At 72.4% G+C, this 24328-nt stretch carries 23 protein-coding genes; 7 read left to right on the top strand and 16 right to left on the bottom strand.

Annotation, left to right across the window (positions count from 1 at the left end; all coding sequences use genetic code 11):
* On the bottom strand, positions 1–326 hold a 326-nt coding region (locus tag ACWEN6_RS11400; protein ID WP_452570098.1), incomplete at its 3' end, for an S-adenosylmethionine synthetase N-terminal domain-containing protein.
* 822 nt (positions 327–1148) lie between these two features.
* Between ACWEN6_RS11400 and ACWEN6_RS11395 the strand changes: the two genes are divergently transcribed.
* The 3 genes from ACWEN6_RS11395 to ACWEN6_RS11385 all read left to right on the top strand — a co-directional run bounded on the left by ACWEN6_RS11395 (position 1149) and on the right by ACWEN6_RS11385 (position 6369).
* Positions 1149–4154, top strand: coding sequence for an AfsR/SARP family transcriptional regulator (locus tag ACWEN6_RS11395; RefSeq protein WP_354931133.1), 3006 nt, complete (start codon positions 1149–1151; stop codon positions 4152–4154).
* A 774-nt stretch (positions 4155–4928) separates the two neighbouring features.
* A complete protein-coding gene (locus tag ACWEN6_RS11390) occupies positions 4929–5660 on the top strand; it encodes a 4'-phosphopantetheinyl transferase family protein (RefSeq protein WP_354931131.1) in 732 nt (243 codons plus the stop codon).
* Positions 5661–5736: 76 nt separating this feature from the next.
* On the top strand, positions 5737–6369 hold the full coding sequence (locus ACWEN6_RS11385) for an alpha-ketoglutarate-dependent dioxygenase AlkB (protein WP_452570097.1): 633 nt from the start codon (positions 5737–5739) through the stop codon (positions 6367–6369).
* Between the two features lie 47 nt (positions 6370–6416).
* On the opposite strand, the gene ACWEN6_RS11380 is transcribed toward ACWEN6_RS11385, so the two are convergent.
* The 10 genes from ACWEN6_RS11380 to ACWEN6_RS11335 all read right to left on the bottom strand — a co-directional run bounded on the left by ACWEN6_RS11380 (position 6417) and on the right by ACWEN6_RS11335 (position 14422).
* On the bottom strand, positions 6417–7166 hold the full coding sequence (locus tag ACWEN6_RS11380) for a LysE family translocator (protein WP_354931129.1): 750 nt from the start codon (positions 7164–7166) through the stop codon (positions 6417–6419).
* Positions 7167–7192: 26 nt separating this feature from the next.
* A complete protein-coding gene (locus ACWEN6_RS11375; RefSeq protein WP_354931126.1) occupies positions 7193–7762 on the bottom strand; it encodes a helix-turn-helix domain-containing protein in 570 nt (189 codons plus the stop codon).
* A gap of 119 nt (positions 7763–7881) precedes the next feature.
* A complete protein-coding gene (locus tag ACWEN6_RS11370) occupies positions 7882–8712 on the bottom strand; it encodes a class I SAM-dependent methyltransferase (protein WP_452570096.1) in 831 nt (276 codons plus the stop codon).
* Between the two features lie 69 nt (positions 8713–8781).
* Entirely contained in the window at positions 8782–9441 is a 660-nt protein-coding gene (locus ACWEN6_RS11365; protein ID WP_354931120.1) for a hypothetical protein, read from the bottom strand.
* A 204-nt stretch (positions 9442–9645) separates the two neighbouring features.
* Positions 9646–10725, bottom strand: a complete 1080-nt coding sequence (locus tag ACWEN6_RS11360) for a PfkB family carbohydrate kinase (RefSeq protein WP_452570095.1) — start codon at positions 10723–10725, stop codon at positions 9646–9648.
* Between the two features lie 203 nt (positions 10726–10928).
* The gene (locus ACWEN6_RS11355) at positions 10929–11492 is read right to left on the bottom strand and encodes a snapalysin family zinc-dependent metalloprotease (RefSeq protein ID WP_354931115.1); all 564 of its coding nucleotides are present in this window, start codon (positions 11490–11492) and stop codon (positions 10929–10931) included.
* Between the two features lie 330 nt (positions 11493–11822).
* Entirely contained in the window at positions 11823–12074 is a 252-nt protein-coding gene (locus tag ACWEN6_RS11350; protein WP_452570094.1) for a helix-turn-helix domain-containing protein, read from the bottom strand.
* On the bottom strand, positions 12075–12707 hold the full coding sequence (locus ACWEN6_RS11345; RefSeq protein ID WP_452570093.1) for a hypothetical protein: 633 nt from the start codon (positions 12705–12707) through the stop codon (positions 12075–12077).
* 387 nt (positions 12708–13094) lie between these two features.
* Entirely contained in the window at positions 13095–13904 is an 810-nt protein-coding gene (locus ACWEN6_RS11340; protein ID WP_452570092.1) for an MBL fold metallo-hydrolase, read from the bottom strand.
* A 110-nt stretch (positions 13905–14014) separates the two neighbouring features.
* Positions 14015–14422, bottom strand: coding sequence for a winged helix-turn-helix transcriptional regulator (locus ACWEN6_RS11335; protein WP_452570091.1), 408 nt, complete (start codon positions 14420–14422; stop codon positions 14015–14017).
* 115 nt (positions 14423–14537) lie between these two features.
* On the opposite strand from ACWEN6_RS11335, the gene ACWEN6_RS11330 reads away from it, so the two are divergent.
* Positions 14538–15395, top strand: a complete 858-nt coding sequence (locus tag ACWEN6_RS11330) for an SDR family oxidoreductase (RefSeq protein WP_452570090.1) — start codon at positions 14538–14540, stop codon at positions 15393–15395.
* Positions 15396–15470: 75 nt separating this feature from the next.
* Here the strand turns inward: ACWEN6_RS11330 and ACWEN6_RS11325 are convergent, their stop codons facing one another.
* The 4 genes from ACWEN6_RS11325 to ACWEN6_RS11310 all read right to left on the bottom strand — a co-directional run bounded on the left by ACWEN6_RS11325 (position 15471) and on the right by ACWEN6_RS11310 (position 19493).
* Positions 15471–16295: a carbohydrate ABC transporter permease gene (locus ACWEN6_RS11325; protein ID WP_452570089.1), complete on the bottom strand. Its 825-nt coding sequence runs from the start codon at positions 16293–16295 to the stop codon at positions 15471–15473.
* Positions 16285–17160, bottom strand: a complete 876-nt coding sequence (locus ACWEN6_RS11320; RefSeq protein ID WP_452570088.1) for a carbohydrate ABC transporter permease — start codon at positions 17158–17160, stop codon at positions 16285–16287. The genes ACWEN6_RS11325 and ACWEN6_RS11320 overlap by 11 nt, the downstream gene beginning before the upstream one ends.
* Positions 17160–18461 (bottom strand): ABC transporter substrate-binding protein, encoded by a 1302-nt coding sequence (locus ACWEN6_RS11315; RefSeq protein ID WP_452570087.1) that lies wholly within the window; start codon positions 18459–18461, stop codon positions 17160–17162. Before ACWEN6_RS11315 ends, ACWEN6_RS11320 begins: the two co-directional genes overlap by 1 nt.
* Before the next feature lie 183 nt (positions 18462–18644).
* A complete protein-coding gene (locus ACWEN6_RS11310; RefSeq protein WP_452570086.1) occupies positions 18645–19493 on the bottom strand; it encodes an aldo/keto reductase in 849 nt (282 codons plus the stop codon).
* Between the two features lie 198 nt (positions 19494–19691).
* On the opposite strand from ACWEN6_RS11310, the gene ACWEN6_RS11305 reads away from it, so the two are divergent.
* From ACWEN6_RS11305 to ACWEN6_RS11295, 3 genes are all read left to right on the top strand, one after another.
* Complete coding sequence (locus tag ACWEN6_RS11305) at positions 19692–21002, top strand: NAD(P)/FAD-dependent oxidoreductase (RefSeq protein ID WP_452570085.1); 1311 nt, start codon at positions 19692–19694, stop codon at positions 21000–21002.
* Positions 21003–21070: 68 nt separating this feature from the next.
* Positions 21071–21982, top strand: coding sequence for a DUF72 domain-containing protein (locus ACWEN6_RS11300; RefSeq protein ID WP_452570084.1), 912 nt, complete (start codon positions 21071–21073; stop codon positions 21980–21982).
* A gap of 82 nt (positions 21983–22064) precedes the next feature.
* Positions 22065–23585 carry a purine-cytosine permease family protein gene (locus ACWEN6_RS11295; RefSeq protein WP_452570083.1) on the top strand — a complete coding sequence of 507 codons (1521 nt, stop codon included), beginning with the start codon at positions 22065–22067 and terminating at the stop codon, positions 23583–23585.
* A 112-nt stretch (positions 23586–23697) separates the two neighbouring features.
* On the opposite strand, the gene ACWEN6_RS11290 is transcribed toward ACWEN6_RS11295, so the two are convergent.
* A complete protein-coding gene (locus ACWEN6_RS11290) occupies positions 23698–24297 on the bottom strand; it encodes a DUF2087 domain-containing protein (RefSeq protein ID WP_452570082.1) in 600 nt (199 codons plus the stop codon).
* Between the last annotated feature and the right edge of the window lie 31 nt (positions 24298–24328).

Here is a 24328-nt window from a genome sequence, read left to right as displayed (position 1 = left end):
TCATCGACACCCTGCGCGATGTCGGGCGACTGCGCCCCGATCGACACCGACACCCCGCACGAGGCACCGTCGAACCCCTTGTGCGAAGCGTCGTACCCGATCTCCAGGATCTTCTCCCGGATCAACCCCGGAATATCGACATACGTCTCAGTCGTCACCTCACCGGCGACATGGACCTGACCAGTCGTGATCATCGTCTCGACCGCGACCCGGCTCGTCGGATCGCCCTTGAGCATGGCGTCGAGGATGGCGTCGCTGATCTGGTCGGCGATCTTGTCCGGGTGACCCTCGGTGACCGACTCGGAGGTGAACAGGCGGCGGGACATCTTCACTCCTCGGGAATCTTGGCGCGAGATCCGAATTCTCGCGTCCTGTGCTCAAGCTCGGTTAGAAACGACTGCGGACGGCCATGCCGACAAAGATCACGGGCTGGAGAGTGGCCGCCGTCGTGGCGATGGTGAGCCGATGGCGATATTCGCCTGAGAAAAGCAAGGGCCATCGTGCGAATGGCGCTCGCGCGATGGCCCTTGCCCGCGTGGGGACTTACCGCGAAGGAAACCAGCGACCAGGGACATCACCTCTTCATGCGGTTAAAAATCCTTGCAAGCTCGATTGATTCGATGCTAGACCGGAGCCCGACCCCGCTGAAACCCCAGTGCGACCCCTACCGTCCGGGCCGCCGATAGCCGCGTTATCGAGGACACCCCGGCGATGCTTTCCAAAGGGGCTCGCAGCCCGCGCGCGCGGGGATACCCCACGCGTTTCCCGCCGTTCACCCTATTACCGCCACCGGCCCCGTCGCACGCCGCGCGGGCCGTCGGCGGCGGCGGGCGCCGCGCCGTCCCGCCCCGTGCGCCGTGCTCCCCGCCGACCCCTGGCCAGGATATTCTCCCGTCGATAACCGGATGCGCAGGCGGCCTTTCGGCGTCCGGAATATGCCCTAGTTGTCGTGCGCACCGAGTTGTACCATGCGAAGACAAGTGGTCAAGGTCGGCGAGGGGGCGATCGGCGCCGCGAGGCTCCGCCGCATGTCCGGGCATTCGATCCACTCAAGCCCGAAAAGCCGCGTCACCTGAGCGGTGTGTCCGATACTGGGAGAGCGCGAAGACTTCGGGTGGTCCCGCGGGTTCTCTTGCAAGGAGTCACAGGTGGAGTTCCGAATCCTGGGGCCGCTGGAGGTGGTCGAGGGCACTGAGCGGCTGGACGTGGGGGGGACGCGGCAGCGCATCACTCTGGCCAACCTCCTGCTCGACCCCAACCGCGTCGTCACGGTCGACCGGCTCGCCGAGGCCATCTACGGCATCGCCCTGCCGCCCACCGCGCGCGCGCAGGTCCAGATCTGCATCTCCTCGTTGCGCCGGCTCTTCGCCGCGTACGGAGGCGCGGACCTCATCACCACCCAGTCGCGCGGTTACATGATCCGCGTCGACGAAGGCCGCCTGGACGCCCAGCGCTTCGAGGCGCTGACCCTGCGGGCCCGGCGCGCCAGGGACGCCGGCGACGCCGACCAGGCGGTGCTGGCCTACCGCGAGGCGCTGGCGCTGTGGCGCAGCGAGGAGGCCCTGGACGGCATCGAGAGCAGGCCGGTGCAGTCGGCGGCGAGCCGGCTGACCGAAGAGCGGATGACGACCAACGAGGACTGCCTGCAGCTCGAGCTCGACCTCGGCCGGCACGAGCAGCTGATCGGCGAGCTCACCCAGCTCGTCGACCGCTACCCGCTCCGCGAGCGCCTGCGCGGCCAGCTCATGCTGGCCCTGTACCGCGCCGACCGCCGGGCCGAGGCCCTGCAGGTCTACCGGCTGGCCCGCCAGACCATGATCGAGGAGCTGGGCATCGAGCCCAACGAGCAGCTCCAGCGCCTGGAACACGCCATCCTCACCGCCGATTCGAGCCTGGACCCGCCGGGCAAGGCCGCCGTCATCTCCGCCGAGCCGCCGCGGGCGCCGTCCGTGACCGCGGTGCCCTTCCTGCTGCCGAGCGCGATCGCCGACTTCACCGGGCGCAGGAAGCAGATCGACGCGATCGAACGCGAACTGGCGATCGCCGAGGAGGACCCCACCCGGTTCGCCGTGCCGATCATCATCGTCGCCGGCAAGGGCGGCATCGGCAAGACCACCGTCGCGGTGCACGCCGCGCACACCGTGGCCGGACGCTACCCCGACGGCCGGCTGTTCGCCGACCTACACGGCGGCGGTTCCCGGCAGGTCAGCCCGATGCACGTGCTCGAACGGTTCCTGCGCGCGCTCGGCGTCCCCGGCAGCGCGATGCCCGAGAGCCTGGAGGAGCGCGCCGAGATGTACCGCGCGCTCCTCGCCGACCGCAGGACCCTGGTGGTGCTGGACGACGCGTCCGGCGAGAGCCAGGTCCTGCCGCTCCTGCCCGGCACCCGCACCTCCGCGGTGATCATCAGCAGCCGCAGCCGCCTCGCCGGGCTGGCCGGGGCGCTCCACGTCGACATCGGCGTCTTCGACACCGACCAGTCCATCGAGATGCTCGAGCGCATCGCCGGCGCCGAGCGGGTCCGGTCGGAGATCGAGTCGGCCAGGGCGCTGGCGGAGCTGTGCGGGCACCTGCCGCTGGCGCTGCGCATCGCCGGCGCCCGCCTGGCCGCCCGTCCCCACTGGCGCATCGAGCAGCTCGTGGGCCGCCTGGCGGACGAGACGCGCCGGCTCGACGAGCTCAACCACGGCGACATGGGCATCCGCGCGAGCCTCTCGCTGACCTACGAGTCGGTCGGCGAGCAGGCCAGGCGGCTGTTCCGCCGGCTGGCGATCCTCGACAGCGGGATCTTCTCCGTCTGGACCGGCGCTGCGCTGATGGACGTGCCCTTCTTCGACGCCGAGGAACTGTTCGACGAGCTGGCCGACGCCCAGCTCATCGAGGCGACCGGCGGGCACGGCCCCTACAGCGCCTACCGCTTCCACGACCTGGTGCGCGTGTACGCCCGCGAGTGCCTGGCGGCGGAGGAGACCTCCGCCGAGCGCAAGGCCGCGCTGGGACGGGCGCTCGGCGGCCTGCTGTTCCTGGCCGAGGCCGCCCACCGTCGCGCCTACGGCGGTGACTACGTCCAGATCCACAGCGGCGCCGAGCGGTGGGCCCTGCCCGACAAGCTGACCGGCGCGCTGGTCGCCGATCCGTTCGCCTGGTACGAAGCCGAGCGCACGCTGCTGGTCTCCGGCATCCGCCAGGCCGCGCACGCGGGCTTCATCGACCTGACGTGGGACCTGGCGGTCAGCGCGGTCACCCTGTTCGAGTCGCGGATGTACCTGGACGACTGGCGCGAGACCCACGCCATCGCCCTCGCGGCCACCCGGCAGGCCGGCGACGTCCGAGGTCAGGCCGCGATGTTGTACTCCACGGGCACTCTGAAGCTCACCGAGAGGCGCCTGGCGGAGGCGTCGCTGGACTACGAAGAGGCGCTGCGCCTGTTCGCCGAGGTCGGCGACGACACGGGCACCGCCCTGGTACTGCAGGTCATGAGCCTGCTGGACCGCGTGGGCGGCCGGTTCGAGCAGGCGATGGCGCGCGCCCGGCAGGCACTGGAGATCTTCACCGGCACCGGCGACCAGGTGGCCGCCGCGTACGTGCTGCACAACATGGCCCAGGTGCGGATGGAGAGCGGCGATTCCGCGGGGGGCGAGAGCGCCGGCGAGCTGCTGGCCCAGGCGCTGGACCTCAGCCGCCAGGGCGGCAGCAGGAGGGTGGAGGCCCAGGTGCTCCACCGGATGGGCCATGCCCATCTGGCATCGCACGAGCCCGACAAGGCCGTCGAGGTCTTCGAGACGGCGCTGACCATGGTGCGCGAGCTCGGCGACACCTCCGGGGAGACCTACGTCTTCAACGGGCTCGGCGTCGCCCGGCTGCGGCAGGGCGAGGCCGCGGCGGCGGAGGACGCACTGCACGAGTCGGTGCGGCTGGCCGTGAGCACGGGCGACCTGCTGGCCGAGGGCCGTTCGCTGCTCGGGCTCGGCGAGGTGGCGATCGCCCGCCACGACGGCGAACGGGCCGTCGCGCTGTGTGAGCGGGCGCTGGACATCTTCAGGTCGATCAGCACACCGACCTTCGAGGAGCGGGCTGTGACGTTGCTGGAGGAGGCGCGGGGCATGCTCGCGCCCGCGGAGCGCATGGGCGAGACGGGCGAACTGGTAGGCTGACCCGCCTGGACGCCGGAGCGGACCGGCCGACTCGCGCTTCCCGCGAGAGGCGTCCCGCGGTCAAGACCCGAAGACCGGTCGTGGCCCTAGGGGCGGTCGCGGCTTAAGGCCGATCATGACCCAAGGCCGGTCGTGGTCCAAGGGCGGTCGCGGCCGGGCCGCCGGTCGCCGCGCGGGGCCGTGAGGCGTCGCGGGTGCCGGACGGCGTCACCGGGAAACAAGTGCCGCGACGGCAATGTGCGCCCGGTGTGCAATCTCGTCCTTTCGCGCATTGGACGCCGGAATGCGCGCCGCCGCATCTCGCAAACAGCTATTGTCGGCGGCGGCGGCCGAATAAGAGCGTGCCAGGCGGTGCCCGCCGGCCGCGAATACGCGGGAAATCCCCCGTGCGAGCGTTGCCGAGCGGCCGCGACCTCCGGCCGGCGCCACGCCGGTCTTTTTCCCCGGGCGTCCCCGCGCGCACCCTTAGTACCCCGTGCCCGGCCCTAGCCCGGCGTCCGGCCGTCCCGAGAAAGATTGGCGTTGACGCCTCGTGGAACGGCGGCGTCGATACGCTTGGAACGTGATCGCCATGCGAGTGAGGTACGAAAGGTCCCCGGGGGCCGGCGTTTCCGATTTCGCCGTTTCCTTCGGGGAACGAAACCCCGCCGTCCCGCCATCCCGGCCGCGGACCGGCGGACGCTCGCGCGACGGCGTCTCGCCTTGGCCGGTCTTCCCCATACCTTTTGGCGCGAGCCCGCTCGCCCTCAGCCCCCTGCCGCACCTCGAGGGATCATGATCAAGTCAATCCTGCCCGACTTCGTCGCGGCCGTCGACGTGTTCACCGATCCACCCGACCCGATGCTCTTCCCCGAAGAGGAGCAGGTGGTCGTGCACGCCGACGACCGTCGGCGGCAGGAGTTCAGCACGGCGCGGGTGTGCGCCCATGACGCGCTGCGCAAACTCGGCGTGCGTCCGGGCCCGGTGCTGCCCGGGCTGCGCGGGGAGCCCCAGTGGCCCACGGGCGTGGTCGGCAGCATCACCCACTGCGCCGGCTACCGCGGGGCCGTCGTCGCGGCCGCCTCCAAGGTCACGGCCATCGGCATCGACGCCGAGCCCAACGAGCCGCTCGTACCGGGCGTGCTGGAGGCCATCTCCCTGCCCGAGGAGCGTGAGAGCCTGGCCAAGCTCACCGGCCGGCATCCCCGCGTGCAGTGGGACCGCATGCTCTTCAGCGCGAAGGAGTCGGTGTTCAAGGCGTGGTTCCCGCTGGCCAAGCGGTGGCTCGACTTCCAGGACATCCTGATCAACGTCGACCCGGCCAACGGCGAGTTCACCGCATGGCTGCGGATCGGCGGGCCGCGGGTGCGCGGCCTGCGCATCACGGTCTTCTCCGGTCGCTGGGTCTCCGACGCCGGGCTCGTGCTGACCGCCGTGGTGCTGCCGGCTCCGGGCCGTGCGGGCTCCCCCCGGCCGGGCGCCGTCCACCGCGCCCCGGTCCAGGGACGACCGCCGCACGCGATGTGACCGCCGCCGCCTCTCCGGCTCCCCGGCATGATCGACTATCGAATACGTGTACGAAAGAGTCCCATATACTGCGGGTATGGACACCGCGTTCCAGGCTTCGCTGCTCGACTGGGGTGACGAGGCCGGCCTCGGCCCGCTGGGGCCGGCGGTCCGGCGCACCCGTCTGGCCCACGGCGCGTGGATCGACGTCCGCCCGGCCTGGGTCTCCGGCGCCGACGCGTTGTTCGAGCGGCTGGCCCGGGTCGTGCCCTGGAAGGCCGAGCGGCGCCACATGTACGACCGGGTCGTCGACGTACCCCGCCTGCTGAAGTTCTACGAGGAGGGCGAGCCGCTGCCCGACCCCCTGCTGGAGGATGCCAGGCGCGCGCTCGACGCCCACTACGGCGAGGAGCTTGGCGAGCCGTTCCGCACGGCCGGGCTGTGCTTCTACCGGGACGGCCGCGACAGCGTCGCCTGGCACGGCGACCGCATCGGACGTGGCGGCACCGAGGACACCATGGTCGCGATCATCTCCGTGGGCGTGCCGCGCAGCCTGCTGCTGCGCCCGCACGGCGGTGGAGGGCCGACGCTGCGCCACGACCTCGGCCACGGGGACCTCATCGTGATGGGCGGCAGCTGCCAGCGCACCTGGGAGCACGCCATCCCCAAGACCAGCCGTCCCACCGGCCCGCGCATCAGCATCCAGTTCCGCCCTCGCGGCGTCCGCTGACCCGTTCCCCCGTTCACGGCTCTCCCGTCGGCCGGGCGACGCCTTGGTCAGCCGCGGGGAATGAGCAGCGAGCCCATGCCGATGAACAGCGCTCCGGTGACGATGTCGAGCTTCCTGCGCGCGCGCCGGTAACTCCTGGCGATCACCGGGGTGGCCGACAGCAGGGCCACGCACCCGAACCAGGTGAAGGCGATGACGAGCATGGTGGCCAGTGTCCCCGCCCTGACCGCCATGGAGGCGCCGTGCGGCAGCAGGCTCGCGAAAAGCGCGCCGAAGAAGGCGAGGGCCTTGGGGTTGGCCAGATTGGTCAGCAGCCCGACCCGCCACTCGCGCCACCGGCTCTGCGTCGCACCCGCCTCCACCGGCGGCGTCACGCCGTCGGCCGCGCCCGCCGACCGGTCGCCGAACGCCTCCCCCGCCGAAGCGGCCATCTCCCCTGTGGCCGTCCCGGTCCGCCCGCCCGGGTCGCCCTGGTTCGCCAGGTCGGTTTCGACGGCACGCGCGGCCGGGCGGCGGGCCGCGCGGATGGTCAGCACCCCGAGCGCGACGAGGAACAGCGCACCCGCGACGCGCGTCGCCGTGTACAGCCACTCGAATCGTTCGACGACGACCGTCAGCCCGAAGAGTGCGGCGAGCGCCCACACGGCGATGCCGGTGACCACACCCGCGGCCACGCGCAGGCCGCTCCCCCGCGACCGGCCGGCCGAGTACCGCAAAGTGATCAGGAAATCGGGCCCGGGGCTGATGACCGCGAGGGTCCAGAATCCGAGCAAGGGAAGCAACGCGAGCCAAGACATGGGTGAACGATCCTCCAGGGTGCGGGTCAGCCGACCACCGGTGAGGCGATGACGACGATGATGTCGGCGGCCTGGTCTCCGGTGCGGTAGGAGTGCGGGCGGTCGCCGGCGAAGGCGAGAAGGTCGCCGGGAGTGAGTTCGCGGACGTCGCCGCCCGGACCGGCGGCGACCGCGCCGGAGGCGATCAGCAGGTGCTCGACGGTGCCGGGCGCGTGCGGCACCCCGGCGAGGCCGGTGCGCGGCGGCATGCGCAGGCGCCACAGTTCGAGGCTGTGCCCGCTGCCGACCCGGCGCAGCAGTTCCCGGGTGGGCTCGTCCTGGCTGGCGACGGTGGCCGGGACGTGGACCGGGCCGGAGTCGGTGTCCCGGGCCAGCAGGTCGGTCAGCGGGATGTGCAGGGCGACGGCGACGGCGTCCAGGGTGTCGATCGTCGGGTTGCCGGTTCCCGCCTCCAGCCCCGACAGCGTCGCCTTGCTGAGCCCGGCACGGCGGGCCAGCTCGGCCGCCGACATGCCGCGCTGCGCGCGCCGCCGCCGGATCTGCTCCCCCACGGCCACCGCCGCCCCGCCGCCGTCCGGACGCCGCTCCCCGTTCATGTCGCCCGCCCGGAGAGACGCGCCGCAAGCGCGGCCGACCGCGCGCCCACGTAATGAACCATACGTTCACTATACCGAACGTATTTGTCAGGCGCATCGTTCCGACGTCTCGCCGGCCTTCAGAAGCGGTAGCGCAGGATGCGGCCGACCTTCCTGAGGAAGTAGAAGCGGTTCATGACGGCCAGGGCGGCGCGGTACCCCGCGGGGAAACGGGCCACCTCCGGGACGTCGGAGAAGAACAGCTCCTCGGCGAGGTGGAGGCCCGGAACGGCGGCGGTGAGTTCGGCGGGGTCGTCCAGGCCCCAGCGCAGGGTGGCGCCGGTCGCGCGGATGGCGGGCTGGAAGCGGCTGAACCTCACGGCGAGGTGGCTGAGCGCGTCGAAGACGATCTCGCCGGCGGGGAACCGGCCGGTGATCCGGCGCAGGAGGTCGTGGACCTCCTCGGTGGTGAGGTACATCATCAGGCCCTCGGCCACGACCAGCACCGGGTGGTCGGCGGGCACGCGCGGCAGCCATCCCGGGTCGGTCGCGGGCAGGCCGATCATGGTGTAACCGGTCGTCGCGGTGCCCTCGCGGGGTGGGAAGAGGCGTTCGCGCAAGGCGATGATGTCGGGGTAGTCGACGTCGAACCACCGGACGGCCTCCGGCGGGTCGAGGCGGTGGACGCGGGTGTCCAGGCCGCAGGCCAGGTGGACCACCGTCGCCCGCGGATCGACGGCGAGGCGGCCGGCGGTGAGGGTGTCGAAGGTCTTGCCCCGGATGGCCACGCCCAGCGCGTCCGTGGAGCGCATCCTCAGCTTGCCGAAGTCGTAGTCGATGCGATCGACGGCCTGCTCTGCCAGCGGATCGCGCAGGACCGGGTCCGGTGTGCGGCTGTGCACGGCGCGGCCGTACAGGGTGGCGAGGAGGGTCTCCTTCTCCTTGGTGAGGTGGACCTTCTCGGTACCCATCCCTCCAGCGTAGACCCGATCGGAAGGGAGTCCACGCAGGTCAGCACGGGTCCGCACGACGGAGTTGCGCTAGCCCGGGGGCTTCGGGCCGGTGGACCAGCCGGCGTGGCGGGCGGTGGCGATGGCCTCCTTCAAGGCCAGCCGGCTGACATCGGCGCGCAGCCCGGCCAGGCGCAGCACGTGGCCGTCCTCGGCGACGGCGTACTCGTGGCGGTCGCCGTCGGTGCGGTACCACCCCACCTCGTCCCGGTCGCAGGAGACCCGCACGTCGGACAGGTCGGCGTCGGGCAGGTCGCCGGCGGCGGCCGGCGTGGGCGAAGCAGGGGCGGCGGCCGGCGGAGGCGAGGCGGGGGCGGCGGCCGGTGTGGACGAGGCGGGGGCGGGGGTGGCGGCGGACGGCCTGGGGTCGGGGTCGTCGGTGGGCGGGTCGTCGGTGTGGACGGGCCAGTGGCGGCAGATCTCGTCACTGAAGGAACCGCGGTCGACGCCGAACCACACCTGCCGGCCTTCGCCGGAGATGTAGTAGGTCTGAAAGCCCTCGTCGTTGTAGACGCTCACGGACTGCCTCGCCGGCTCGTATCCCGGCAGGTCGACCACGTACACCAGGTCGGGGGACACCCCCTGCTCCCTAAGGTCGTCGAACTGCACCCCGGCCAGCGTCACCCCGGTGCCGCAGCCCGACACCAGGACGAGCCCGGGCATGATGAGCAGGCCGGCACGTCGTATCACGCTGACACCTTCTCCTACGGCGTCCTCACCGGCCGGGTCATTGGGCGACCTGATCCCCGAACAGGCCGGACCTTTACCTTCGGGCGCCGCTCCGCTCCCCGGCTCCCCCCTCCGGCGGTGACCGCAGCAGCCGCGGGGAAGCCGGGCAGGAGGTCAGCGGGGTGCACGGGCCTGGCGGGCTGACAGGCCCGTGGCACGTGGGGATCAAGGGCGCGTCCAAGATCGGGTGCCGAAAGAGCGGCATGCCCGGGAGGCGATCGCTATGGCGAAGTCGAGCGCCGCGATGAAGGCGCCGGAGTCGAGTCGCCCGGCGAAGCCCGCCGGCCCGCCGTCCGCCGGCATCGCCCGGCACAGCGCGAAGGTCAGGGCCCCGTGCAGGACGTCGCCGGCGCCGAGGGTGTCCACGACGTCGACCCGCGGAACAGGCCGCATCCCCGTCCCACCCGGCGCCGAGACCCGCGTTTCGCCTGGCGTCGACGGGTCTTCGCCGCCTCCCAGGGATGACGCCACTCGGCCCTCCCGCGAGGAAGACGGCTCCTCGGCGGTGGCGCGTCCCGCCGTAGGTGTTCGGGGGGACGGAGTTCGCACCGCATCGGGACCGTGACCCCGCCTCGGGCCTCGCCACAGCACCGGGGCCGGGCCGCGGGTGACCGCCGTCCACGGCACACCGGCCGCGTGCAGGTGGGCGAGCGCCTCCTCGGGCGTCCGGGTGCCGGGCGGGTGGAAGTCGGCGGACGCCACGGCGACGTCGATGTAGGGCAGCAGTTCGGCCGTACCGGGCTTCCAGCTCCCGGCGTCGAGGACGGTGAGGAGGCCCTGCTCACGCGCGGCCCGCGCCGCGGCGAGGGCCAGGCGCGGGTGGTGGCCGTCCAGGTGCACCGCCTGGCTCGCCGCCACCAGCGAAGCGAGATCGGAGGGCGGCTCGGCGCGCTGGCGGGCGGCGTTCACCGACACCACCGCCCGGTCCCCGCTTCCCCGGGTCACCATGATGGTGGAAACGGCCGGCGGCTCGGTCGCCGCCGGGGTCGCGTCCACGCGGCGCACGCCGTACTCGGCGAGGTCGGCGTCGATGCCGGTGACCAGCGGATGCGCGCCCACCGCGCTGAGCAGCGTCGCCTCGCCGCCGAGATGGGAGAACGCGACGGCCGCGTTGGTCGCCGGTCCCCCCGCGGCGACGACCTGGGCCAGCGCCGTGATCTTCTCGTTGGGCGAGGGCATCCGCTCGACCGACTGCACCAGGTCGAGCGTGCACAACCCGGCGAACAGCGCCCGCGACATCGTCATGCCCAAACGTAATCACACGCCCGAACCCTCGCCGCGCTCTCCCCTGGCGACCGGCCGCCGTGGTCGGTGGAACGGCCGGACCGGCGCACCGTCGAAGCCGACCGGTGCGGCTCGCCACCGGAACCGGCCGACTCGGCCGAGCGGGCCGACGTGCCGCCGGGAACCACTCGCCGGCTCACCAGGCGGGCGCGCGCGACGGCCCGCTACCGCGCCGGAGCCAGGGCGGCGTCCGGGCCGTCGACGTACAGCCTGTCGAACTCGGCCAAGTTGGCGAAGCCGGCGAAGTTCGCGTTCACCTCCGTGCGCTCCGCGGCGCTCGGGTTGGCGTTGGTGCAGCTCACCGGGGCGCTGGAGCCGGACATCAGGTCGCTGCAGCGGCCGGTGCGGCGGTCGGGCAGACCGAGGATGTGCCCCATCTCGTGGGTGGCGATGCGCAGCGGGTAGTACCCCTCCGCGGTCGCCTCGCGGCCCATCCAGATCGTGCCGCGGCCGAGTCCGGCCATCTGCGTGCGCGGCCAGCCGTTGTCGGCGAGCACGACGAAGTCGGCGGGGGTGCCGGCGACCAGGCGGACGTTGGTCACACTGGCGTTCCACACCTGCGCGGCCTGGTCCATGACGGTGCGGAACTCGGCGGCGCGGGTCGCGTCGTACCGCAGCACGCGGACGGCGGCACCGGCCTGTGCGGAGGCCGCCGGGGCGGGCGACACGGTGACGAGGAAGGCCAGGCCGAGCAGCAGAGCCGAGACGGTGCGAAGGATTCGTGACACGGGATCGGGTCTCCTCAAGGTGGGGACGGCCACCGCGAGGCACGCCGAAGGGATCACCGGCACGGCGGTCCGCGACCTGCGGAGTCCTCGGGTGAGGCTCCCGCCAACGTACGCGCGCCGCCCTCCACCCGGGGATACGCCAGTTCCCCCCTACCACCGCGTTATGGATCCCCCGCCGAAGCCATGGGCCTGGCGAAGTCAGGTAAGGCTCTGCGCGGTCATGGACGACCCGGCGTGGTCAGGCAAGGCTCGCCGGAGTCATGGACGGCCGGCGCGGGCGCCCCGGCCGCTCACGGAAAAGGGATCTTCGCTGCCACGACCTGGCGGATCTCAGTGCCGCGGGCCGCCGGCCCGGTCGGCGGCGGTATAGCGCAGAAGGTCACCCGGCTGGCAGTCCAGCACCTCGCACAGCCGGGTCAGCGTGGAGAACCTGATGGCCTTGCCCTTGCCGGTCTTGAGGATCGACAGGTTGGCGATGGTCACCTGCACCCGCTGGGACAACTCGGTGAGCGTCATCCCCCGGGCTGCCAGCACCTCGTCCAGCCGCACCTCGATGCCGCCGACCTGATCCTCTGGTCGCACTCAGATGGTCCCTCGCAACTCGTCCAGCAGTGTCAGCCCTCTTCTGATCACCACGGCGACGACGTGGGCGCCCACGCCGGTCAGCACACCGGCGAAGGGCCAGGCGAGCGCGCCGGGCAGCAGGGAGTTGTGCTGGAGCAGCATATGCGCCGCGGCCGTCTTGGCGCAGAAGTCGAGCACGAAGGCCGCGAGGGAGCCCCAGATCATGACCTTGCCGATGCGGTGGAGGCAGGTGGCGGTCCGCTCGGAGAACAGGGAGTGGTCGCCGTACCCTGTCTGGGGCGAGACGATGCGCGACAGCAGAAGGACCGCCCAGTAGATGGTCATCGTGCCGGGAAGCCAGGTGAGCAGCGTCAGCAGCGCGATGGTGGGCGCCTGCCCGCGGTTGCCCAGGCTCACCTCGACCATCGTCGAGGTGACGCTGGTGCCCGAGGTGACCGCCCCGTCCAGCCGCACCTTCGCGTCGGGCAGCCACAGGCCGGTCATGCCGAACACCCTCCCGCCGCCCGGGAAGGCCCCCAGGATGTTGGCCAGAAGGGCGAGGGCCAGGCCGAAGCCGCCGAGCACGAGCATGACGACGAGGATCGTGTGCAGTCGGATGAACCACCGGCTTCCCTCCGGCGGGGCCGGCATGGCCGGGGTCCCTAAGTGGGTGATCACAACGCTTCCCCCTTGTTATCGTTCTTCGATAACCCCTCTTCACCATAGACATCGAAAAACGATAAGACAAGGGTGGTGAGCGCGTGGGACCGCCCGTCGTACGGATATCTGCCGACGCGACGAGGGCGGGCGGCCGGCGGCATGGTCGATCCGGCCAGAGACACCAGCCCCCCGGAGGAACCCCGCCTTCCCGCGACTCCTCTCCGGACGACTGACAGGTGCATCGCCGGCCGTCATGTCAGGCGAGGGCCCACGGCCGCGGTTGCCCCCCGGACGCCCTGCAGAACGGGACGGCAGGAGCACGCCGGTCGCGGTGGGCCGTGCGGCCGGCCACGAGGGCGCGGAACGCGCGGGACCGTGTCAGGGAGTCAGCGGGATCCATTCGCCGTGCTCGCCACCGCGCAGCAGGGGGGTCAGTCCGGCGTCGTCGAAGGCCCGGTCGATGTCGGCGCGGCCCTCGCTGAAGTGGGCCCACCCGTCGTAGTGCGCGGGGATGACGATCGGCGCTCCCAGCACGGCCGCGGCCGCGCCGGCGCGCTCGCTGGTGAGCGTGAGAGGCCGACCGCGTTCCTTCTGCGGCACCCGTGCCCCGCCGATGAACAGTACTGCCGCGTCGACCGGCCCCACTCGCCGGGCGACCTCGGCGACCACGCCGAGCGAGGCGTTGTCACCGCTGACGTACACGGTCGGCAGATCTTGGCCGGCCAGCAGGAAGCCGGTGACCTCGCAGTTCACGTGGCCGTCCTCGTCGCGCGCCCCGTCCTGCGGGCCGTGCACGGCGGGCAGGGCGTGGACCTCCAGGCGCCCGCCGCCGTCGGCGCGCGGGAGCTCGTAGGTGGTCCAGGGGGCGAGCCCGACGGCCGGCGGCCCGAGTCGCCGGGCGGTCGCCGGCCCGGTCAGCAGCACCGGCGCGGCCAGCGCGAACGCGCGCCCGCGGTCGTCGAGGTTGTCCGGGTGCAGGTCGTGGCTGACCAGCACCGCGTCCACGGGGCCGACCTCGTCCTCGGAGGCGGCCGGACCGGTGAGCTTGGTCAGGTACGCGTGCGGCCCCGGGGGGTCGAACGTGGGGTCGGCGACCAGCCGCAGGCCGCCGATGTCGATGACCGTCGTGGGCCCGCCGAGCACGGTGACCGCGCACTCCTGCCGCTCCACCCCGATGCGCCCCGTCATATCGGCTCCTTCCGCCTCCCTGCGGACCCTGGCGTCACCCGCCCGGCCTCACCTCTATGCCACCATGGGCGCCCGGCGGTCGCGCCGGGAGGGCGGGGCGCGCGGACGGGTCAGGCGCGGTTCCTGGCCTCGTCGTAGTGGTCGCGGGCCTCCATGATCTTGGGCATCTGGTCCCCCAGCCACTCGTACAGGCCGAGCAGACGGCGGGCGGCCTCCTGGCCGAGCGGGGTGAGGCTGTACTCCACGCGGGGCGGGATGGTGTGCTGCGCCTCGCGGTGGATCAGGCCGTCGCGTTCGAGGGCCTGCAGGGTCTGCGCCAGCATCTTCTCGCTGACCCCGTCGACCCTGCGGCGCAGCGCGTTGAAGCGGTAGGGGCCCTCGCTGAGCGCGAGCATGGCCAGGATGCCCCAGCGGCCGGTGATGTGCTCCATCGTCTCGCGCGAGGGGCATCCGCGGGCGAACACGTCGAAGATGAGCCGCCCGTGCTCCTCGGCCTGGGCGGTGCCCTGCTCGTTCATGGTCGCAGCCTACGCCGTCACCTCACTGCGCGTCGCACCGTACCAACTCCTGACTAGCACTTTCTGAAAGTTAGTACTAACCTTCCCGCGAGATGTCGCCAACGAAGGAGCACAGATGATCGTCGTCACCGCCGCGACCGGGCAGCTCGGCCGCCGCGTCGTGGAAGGACTGCTGGAGCGCGTCCCCGCCGGCCAGATCGTGGCGGCCGTGCGCAGCCCCGAGAAGGCCGCCGACCTCGCCGCCCGCGGCGTGCTGGTCCGCGAGGCCGATTACGACCGGCCCGAGACGCTGAAGGGGGCCTTCGGGGCGGGGGACGTCGTCCTGCTGATCTCCTCGGACCTGGTGGGCGGCCGTCTGCCGCAGCACGTCGCCGTCGTGGACGCCGCCGTCGAGGCCGGGGTCGCCCGCATCGCCTACACCAGCCTGCTGCACGCCGACACCGCGACCGTCTCGATCGCGCCCGAGCACAAGGCCACCGAGGAGCACATCCGCGCCTCCGGCCTTCCCTTCACCTTCCTGCGCAACGGCTGGTACAGCGAGAACCACGCCGCGGCGATCGCGCAGGGCGCCGCGACCGGCTCGATCTTCGGCAGCGCCGGCGAGGGCCGCGTCGCGAGCGCCACCCGCGACGACTACGCCGCCGCCGCGGTGGCCGTGCTGACCGGCGAGGGGCACGAGAACACGGTCTACGAGCTGTCCGGGGACCTCGCCTGGAGCCTGCCCGAGCTCGCCGCCGAGGTCTCCGCCGTCGCCGGCAGGCCGGTCACCTACCAGGACCTGCCGGTCGAGGACTACGAGCGGCTGCTGACCGAGGCCGGGCTCCCGCCCGCGCACGCCGCCGCCTACGCCGGCTTCGACGTCGCCATCGCCAAGGGAGAGATCGGCGACGCCACGGGCGAGCTGCGCCGGCTCATCGGGCGGCCCACCACGCCCCTGCGCGACACGGTGGCCGCCCTTCTCGGCGACGACTGACGCCCCCACCGGGAGCGCGACCGTCGTCCCCGCCCGGCGACCATGCCGCGCGGAGCGGAGCGTCCCTCGGCGCCCTCAGTCGAGGGCGCCGAGGGTGATGCCCTCGATGATGTGACGCTGGGCGGCGACGGCCACCACCAGGACCGGGACGATCGTGATGAGCGACGCCGCCATGATCAGGTTGTACTGGGTGGCGAACTGGCTCTGGAACACCGACAGCCCCTGCGACAGCACGGCCATGTCGGTGGTGTTCACCACGATCAGCGGGAACAGGAAGTTGTTCCAGTTCTGCAGGAACAGGATGATGGCCAGCGCCGCGACGACCGGCCGGGCCAGCGGGGCGTACACGCTGAGGAACACGCGCAGCTCCGAGGCGCCGTCGATGCGGGCGGCCTCCCCGAGCTCTCGGGGCGTGCCGAGGAAGAACTGCCGGAACAGGAACGCGCCCAGCGCCGAGGCGATGTTCGGCACGATGAGGCCCTGGTAGGTGTTCAGCCAGCCCAGGTCGCCCAGGAGCTGCGACATCGGCACGATGATCGCGCTGAAGGGCACCATCAGCCCGCTGAGCGCGAGCAGGAACAGCGGGCGCCTGCCCGGGAAGTCCAGCATGGCGAAGGCGTAGCCGGCCAACAGCCCGCTGGCGAGCTGGCCCGCGGTGGCGGCCACGCCGAAGATCGCGGTGTTGAGGTACCACCGGCCGAACGGGGCCTGCGACAGCGCGCGGCCGATGTTGGACCACTGCGGGTCGCGCGGCCACAGCGGCGCGGCCGGGTTGATGATCTCGGCGTCGGTCTTCAGCGCGCTCACCGCCATCCACACCAGCGGGAAGGCCACGATGATCACGGCCAGGCCGAGCAGCGCGTACACCACCGAGCGGCGGGCGACCAGGCTAGCGGGCACGGTCGACCCGCCCGAGCAGCCAGATCTGCGTCACGGTGACCAGCAGCGAGATGAGGAACAGCGCGACCCCCATGGCGTTCGCGCGCCCGGTGTCGAACTGGACGAACCCCTCGTTGTAGACGTAGTAGAGCGCGGTCTGGGTGGCGCCGTCCGGGCCGCCCTGAGTCAGGACGTAGATCTGGGTGAAGGTCTGCAGGCCGGTGAGCGTGGTGACCACCCAGATCAGCAGGGTGTGGCGCCGCATGATCGGCCACTGGACGTGGAGGAAGCGCCGCCAGGCCCCGGCGCCGTCCACGCTGGCCGCGTCCAGCACGTCCCGGGGCACCGACTTCAGGGCTGCCACGTAGAGGATGACGTTCTGCCCGAAGAACTGCCAGGCGCCGAAGGTCAGTACGGCGGCCAGAGCGAGCCCCGGGGAGGACAGGAAGTCCGCCTGCGGCAGGCGCACCGCGCTGAGCAGCCGGTTGACCGGCCCGAACTGCGGCGCGAACATGTTCGCCCAGATCAGCGCGGTCGCGACGACCGGGACGACGAGCGGGATGACGAACGGCGCCCGCAGCCGCGCCACACCGGGCGCCCGCGAGTTGAGCAGCAGGGCCAGCACCAGCCCGGCGCCCATCGTCAGCACCACGAACCCGGCGGTGTAGAGGCCGGTGACGCCGAGCGCCCGGGCGCCGCCCTCGCCGAGCATCCGCCCGTAGTTGTCCAGGCCGACGAACCGCGGCTCGAAGTCGAACACCCCGCCGCTGTACAGGCTGCGCCACAGCAGCATGGCCAGCGGCACCAGCGAGAACAGCACGGTCAGCAGCACCGTGGGCGCCACGAACGCGTACCCGAGCGCCCAGGTGCGGCGCGAGCGCCGCATCAGCCGAGTTTCTTCAGGGCCGCGTCACCCTCCCGCGCCGCCTTGGCCAGCGCCTGCGCCGGGGTCTGGCGCCCCTTGAGCGCCGCGTTGATCTCGGTCCACAGGCTCTGGGAGATCGCGTTGTAGGCCGGGGTGATCGGGCGGACCTTGCCGGTCTTCTCGGCCTCGGCGAACACCGGGTAGGTCGGGTTACCGTCGATGTGCTTCTTGAGCTCCGGCTGTTCGAGCTGGGCCGGGTCCGAGGGCAGGCCGCCGCTCTTGACCGCCAGGTAGGCGCCCCGCTCGGGGGTGGCGAGGAACTTGAGGAACGCGAGGCCGGCCTTCTCCGCCGCCGGGTCGGTCTTCAGCAGCGCCGCCACGCCGATGCCGAGGCTCGTGGCCGTGCCGGACGCGCCGGCGGGCATCGGCGCCACGCCGAAGTCGATGCCGGCCTTCTCGAACGTGGGCACCGCCCACTGGCCGTTGACGATCATGGCGACGGTGCCGCTGGCGAACGCGGGGGCGCCGTCGAAGCTGCCGGCCTGCGCGTAGCTGGTGCTGGGCGCCGCGCGTTTCTTCAGCAGGTCCACCCAGGTGGTCAGGGCCTTGACGCCGGCGGGGCTGTTGAAGGCGGTGGCGGTGCCGTCGGCGTTGAGGAAGGACCCGCCTTCGGCGTAGAGCATCGGCGCCCAGGCGAAGGAGATCCATTCGGCCTCGCCGAGCGGCACGTAGAAGCCGTACTTGTTCTTGGCGGGGTCGGAGAGCTTCTCGGCGTCGGCGGCCAGCTCGGTCCAGGTGGCGGGCGGCTTGGCGATGCCGGCGTCGGCGAAGGCCTTCTTGTTGTAGAACAGCACGATGTCGCCCACTCCGGCCAGCGCCATGCCGAGCTGGTGGCCCTTGTGGAACAGGGACTCCTTGATGCCGGGGTACAGCGCGTCGGTCTCGGCGGTGAGCTTGCCGTCCAGCGGGATCAGCTTGCCGCTCTGGTTGAGGACCGGCAGGTCGGAGGGGTTCTGCGTGAGCAGCACCGTGGGCTGGGTGCCGTTCTTCAGCGCGGCGATGACCTTGGGCAGGTACTGGTCGGAGCTGGCGATGTACTCGCCCTTGGCGTGCATGCCGGGGTGGGCCTTGTCGAAGGCCGCGTCGACCTCGGCGATCTGGGCCGGCTGCCAGCCGCTGGTCCAGTAGGTGAACGTGCCGCCCGCCGCGCCGGAGCCGCCGGCGCCGCCGGACCCCTGTTGCGCGCCGGTGCCCCCGCACGCGGCGGCGGCGAGCATGAGACCCGACGCGATGGCGCCGGCGGCGACCCTCTTGATGATCATCGTCTTCCGTCCTGTCGCTCTCGGGGCTCCATGGGACGTGCGGCGTACGGCCGGTGGATCACAGTGACCTACTTTATAAGTAGGTAAAGACGTGTTGTAGAGACTGTCACGATCACCATGTACCCCAAGATCGCCGGCTATCACGTCCCCGTCCGCCGAGCGGAGCGAGGCCGAAGAGATCCGTCAGTGGCCGACCACGTCGGAGTCCACGGCGGCGGCCTCGCCCTTGTCCAGGGCGCTGATCGCCGCCACCTCCTCGGCGGTCAGGGAGAAGTCGAACACGTCGATGTTCGCCCTGACCCGCTCGGGGGTCGCGGACTTCGGCACCGTGATCAGGCCGAGGTCCAGGTGCCAGCGGAGCACGATCTGGGCCGGCGTCTTGCCGTACCGCTCGGCCAGGCCGGTGACGACCTTCTCCGACAGCGGCCCGGTGCCGCTGCCGCCCAGCGGGCTCCACGACTGCGTGGCGATGCCGTGGGCGGCGTGGTAGGCGCGGGCGGCGTCCCGGGTGAGGTCCGGATTGAGCTGGATCTGGTTGACGTCGGGCACCACGCCGGTCTCGGCCACGATGCGGTCGATGTGCGCGGGCTTGAAGTTGGAGACGCCGATGGCGCGCACCCGGCCGTCCTGGAGCAGCTTGACCAGGCCCTTCCACGCCTCGACGAACCGGTCCTGCCGGGGCAGCGGCCAGTGGATCAGGTAGAGGTCGACGTAGTCCACGCCCAGCCGATCGGCGCTCGCCTGGAACGCCTCCTGCGCCGCCTGGTAGCCGTGCCACTCCCCGTTCAGCTTGGTGGTGACGAACAGCTCCTCGCGCGGCACTCCGGAGGCGCGCAGGCCCCGCCCCACCCCCACCTCGTTGCCGTAGGCGTAGGCGGAGTCGAACAGCCGGTAGCCGGCCTGGACGGCGTCGGCCACGACGACCTCGGCCTCGCCGTCGGTCATCGGGTAGGTGCCCAGCCCGATCGCGGGGATCGAGGCGCCGTTGACCAGCTTGACGGTGGGCGCGGCGGGTGCGGCGGGTACTGCCATGTGCGGGACTCCTCGGCGGCGCGTGCGCGCGTAGTGGGCCGGCTGATCGGCCGATCAGCGGTGCACCTGTCCAATCCCCCGAAGGCCGGGTGTATTCCGCCGGCCGGCGCGAGCCGATTCGCCTCCGGGGAGGTTCCCGGTCCGGGGGGCGGGTACCTGAAGCGGACGTCCCATCCCTTCGAGCGGAAAGGACCGTCCATGGCCGACCGGCAGCGCGTCGTCATCGCCGGCGCGGGGTTCGCGGGTTTCACCGCCGCACGCCGCCTCGCCCGCCTCGCCAAAGGCGCGATCGAGATCGTCCTGGTCAACCCCACCGACTACTTCCTCTACCTCCCCCTGCTGCCGGAGGTGGCGGCCGGCGTCCTGGACCCCCGCAAGGTGGCCATCCCCCTGTCGGGCAACCTGCCCGGCGTCCGGCACCTGCTGGCCGCCGTGGACCGGGTGGACGCCGACGCCCGCCGCGTCGAGTGCACCGACGCCGAGGGCAACCGGCGCGAGCTGCGCTACGACCGGCTGCTCCTCGCGGTCGGCAGCGTGAACAAGCTGCTGCCCATCCCCGGGGTGGCCGAGCACGCCCACGGCTTCCGCAGCATCGCCGAGGCGCTGTACCTGCGCGACCACCTGATCCGCCAGATCGAGCTGGCCGACGCGAGCGACGACCCCAAGGAGCGCGAGGCGCGCTGCACGTTCGTCGTGGTGGGCGCCGGCTACACCGGCACCGAGGTCGCGGCGCAGGGCCAGTTGCTCACCCGGGACGCCAAGCGCCACCGGCCGGGGCTGCGCGACCAGCCCGACCGCTGGCTGCTGGTCGACAAGGCCCCCCGCATCCTCCCCGAGCTCGACGAGCGCCTGTCGCGCACGGCGCACCGCACGCTCATCGGCCGCGGCCTCGACATCCGGCCCGGCATCACCGTGTCGGAGGCCACCGCCGACGGGGTCGAACTGTCCGACGGGGAGTTCGTGCCCACCCGTTCGCTCATCTGGTGCGTCGGCGTCCGCCCCGACCCGCTGGTCGAGTCGCTCGGCCTGCCGACAGAGCGCGGCCGGCTGCTCGTGGACGAGTACCTGTCGGTCCCAGGGCGTCCGGAGATCTTCGCCTGCGGCGACGCGGCGGCGGTGCCCGACCTCACCCGTCCGGGCGAGTACACGGCGATGACCGCCCAGCACGCCACCCGCCAGGGGACGCGCGCCGCCGACAACATCGCCGCCTCCTACGGCCGCCGCGAGCGCCGTCCCTACCGGCACAGCGACCTGGGGTTCGTGGTGGACCTCGGCGGGGCCAAGGCGGCCGCCAATCCGCTCGGCGTGCCCCTGTCCGGCCTGGCCGCCAAAGCGGTGACCCGGGGATACCACCTGCTGGCCGTGCCCGGCGGGCGCACCCGCATCGCCGGGAACTGGCTGCTGGACGCGGTGCTGCCCCGGCAGACCGTCCAGCTCGACCTGGTGCGCGGCTCGGCGGTCCCGCTCGACTCGACCACCCCCGAGCGCCCGCACGCCCAGGACGGCTGACCGCGCCCGCCGGGCACCGCCCCCACCTGGGCGGTGTTTGGCGTGGGCGGTGGTGGTAGAGAGGCGGGATGCCCGATGACGATCTACGTCCCGGCGTCCTGGTGGGCACGGCCTCGTGGACCGACCGGAGCCTGCTCACCTCCGGCTGGTACCCCAAGGACGCCACCACCCCCGCGGCGCGGCTGGCCTACTACGCCTCACGGTTCCCGCTGGTCGAGGTGGACGCCACCTACTACAACCCCCCGTCCCTGCGCACCGCCGAGGCCTGGCGCGACCGCACCCCGCCCGGCTTCACCTTCGACGTCAAGGCCTTCTCCCTGCTGACCGGCCACCCGACCCGGACGCGGTCGCTGTACAAGGACCTGCGCGAACGGCTCGGCACCGCCAAGGACACCGTCTACCTGCGCGACGTGGGCCCTGACATCGCCGAGGAGGTCTGGGGCCGCTTCCTCGGCGCGCTGACGCCGCTGCACGAGGCCGGCAAGCTCGGGGCCATCCTGCTGCAGTTCCCGCCGTGGCTGGTCCCCGGCGAGCGCGGCCTGCGCTACGTGCTGCACTGCGTGGAACGCTGCCGGCCCATGCGCGCCAGCGTGGAGTTCCGCAACGCCGGCTGGATGGCCCCCGAGCGCCGCGACGAGACCATCGGCTTCCTGGCCGAGCACGGCATCCCCTACGTGGCGGTCGACATGCCGCAGGGGCACTCCTCCTCGGTCCCGCCCGTGCTCACGGCGACCGCCGACCTGGCCGTCGTCCGCTTCCACGGCCACTCCGACAAGTGGACCAGCAAGGTCATCGAGGAGCGGTTCGGCTACCTGTACTCGGAGCAGGAGCTGGAGAAGTGGGCCGTCGACATCGCCGGCCTGGCCTCCCGCGCCCGCACCGTCCACGTGCTGATGAACAACTGCTGCGCCGACAACGCCCAGCGCAACGCCGCCCACCTGGCCTCTCTGCTCGCCGCCGGGGCGCCCGCCGCAGGGTGATCCGGCCCCGGGCCGCGGTTGCTCTTGACGGTGGAGCGACGGGGACCATACATTCCCCGGCAACTGAGGCAGGTGGGGAAATATGGCCGGCACGCAGGACGAACCCATAGATCAGCCGTACGGCCGCGCGGGCGGCGGCGGGCTCAAGGTGGAGGTCCACGGGCTCGACGTCATCGGTGACGCCGAGCGCAAGGGACGCCCCCGGCAGCTGTTCTGGCCCTGGTTCGGGGCCAACGTGTCCATCCTCGGGCTCAGCTACGGCTCCTTCGCGCTGGGGTTCGGCGTCTCCTTCTGGCAGGCGGTCGCGGCCGGGCTGGCCGGCATCCTGTTCTCGTTCCTGCTGTGCGGGTTCGTGGCGCTGGCGGGCAAGCGGGGCTCGGCGCCCACGATGGTGCTGAGCAGGGCCGCCTTCGGCGTGCGGGGCAACCGGCTGCCCTCGGCGATCTCGTGGCTGCTGACCGTCGGCTGGGAGACGGTGCTGACCGCCCTGGCGACCCTGGCCACCGCGACGGTGTTCGACCGGCTCGGCTGGGGAGGCGGCACCCCGACCAAGCTCGCCGCGCTCGTCGTGGTGACCCTGCTGATCATCGCGGGCGGCGTCATGGGCTTCGACGTGATCATGCGCATGCAGACGGTCATCACCGTGGTCACCGGCGCGCTGACCGTGGTCTACATCTTCCTGGTCGCCGGCCACATCCACTGGGACGCGGTCGCCGCCATCCCCGCCGGGCCCCCGCAGGCGTTCATCGGGGCGCTGGTCTTCATGATGACCGGCTTCGGGCTCGGCTGGGTCAACGCGGCGGCCGACTACTCCCGCTACCTGCCCCGCCGGTCCTCCGGCGCGGGCGTGGTGGGCTGGACGACCTTCGGGGCATCGCTGGCCCCGGTGGTGTTGCTGATCTTCGGCCTGCTGCTGGCCGGGTCGTCCAAGGGGCTCAACGAGGCGATCGCCGCCGACCCGATCGGCGCGCTGACGACCGTGCTGCCCACCTGGTTCCTCATCCCCTTCGCCGCGGTGGCCGTCCTCGGCCTGGTCGGCGGCGCGGTGCTGGACATCTACTCCTCGGGGCTCGCGCTGCTGGCCGCCGGCCTGCGCGCGCCGCGCTACGTCGCCGCCCTGATCGACGGCGTGCTGATGGTCGCGGGCACCGTGTACATCGTGTTCTTCGGCGGCACGTTCCTCGGGCAGTTCATCGGGTTCCTGACGACGCTCGGCGTGCCGATCGCCGCCTGGTGCGGGGTCATGCTGGCCGACGTGGCGCTGCGCCGCCGCGACTACGACGAGGCCGACCTGTACCGCCCGGCGGGCCGCTACGGGGACGTGCCCCTGACGCCGGTGGCGGTGGTCGTCGTGGCCACGGCCATCGGGTGGGGCCTGGTCACCAACACCTCGGCGAGCTGGCTCGGCTGGCAGGGCTACCTGCTCGGCGCGCTCGGGCTCGGCGGGACCTCCGGCTCGTGGGCCTTCGCCAACCTCGGCGTGCTGGTGGCGCTGGTGCTCGGTTTCGCGGCGACGCTGCTCGCCCGCCGCGTCCACGTCCGCGCGCAGGAGGACCTGCCGTCCACCGGCCCGGACGCCGAGCCCGCCGGCGCCCGCCCCTGAACGGCTCCCGACGCCGGGGCGCCCGCCCCTGAACGGCTCCCGACGCCGGGGCGCCCGCCCCTGAACGGCTCCCGACGCCGGAGCCGGCCCGTCCCCGCGGGCGGGCCGGGCGTCAGACGTCCACGATGCCGCCGGTGCGCCAGTACACGTTGTTCTCCCTGCCGAGCAGGCCCTCGTCGATGAGGTAGCGCCGCAGGGCGGCGTAGTCGTCGTGGAAGGCGCGCAGCACCACGTTCACGTCCTTCTCGGCGTAGCGGACGCCGGGCTCGAACGCCCGGGCGATGTAGTTGAGCACCGCCAGGCGCTTCTCGCGCCGCGTCGGGATCGCCCGCAGGCGCCCCTCGACCAGGAAGGTGCGCACGACGCGCTCCTCGGCCGAGACCGGCGCGGCGGGCGGCCTGGCGCCGGCGTGCAGCAGTTCACGGAACCGCTCGCGCCGCACCCGCCAGGCCGTGCCCTTGGTGCCCTCGGTGCCCTCGCGCACGGCCAGCCCGCCGCGCTCCAGCCGCTCCAGCGCCCGGCGCGCGACGTCCGGGGCGAGGCCGCAGCCGTCCGCCGACCCGTGCAGGACCAGGGCGGACAGCACGCGCAGGGTGTCCTCCTGGTACAACAGGCCGAGGACGCGCCTGACCGCTTCGTCGATTTCGCCGGTCTCGCCGGTCTCGCCGGTGCCGCCCGTCGCCCCGATGCCCTTGATGTCGTGCTCGCTCATGGTCTCCAGCCGATCGACGCCGCGCGGGCCT

Source organism: Sphaerisporangium sp. NPDC004334 (assembly GCF_053602655.1).
The sequence above is the reverse complement of the archived record's forward strand: the minus strand, read 5'-3'. Positions and strand labels throughout refer to the sequence as shown.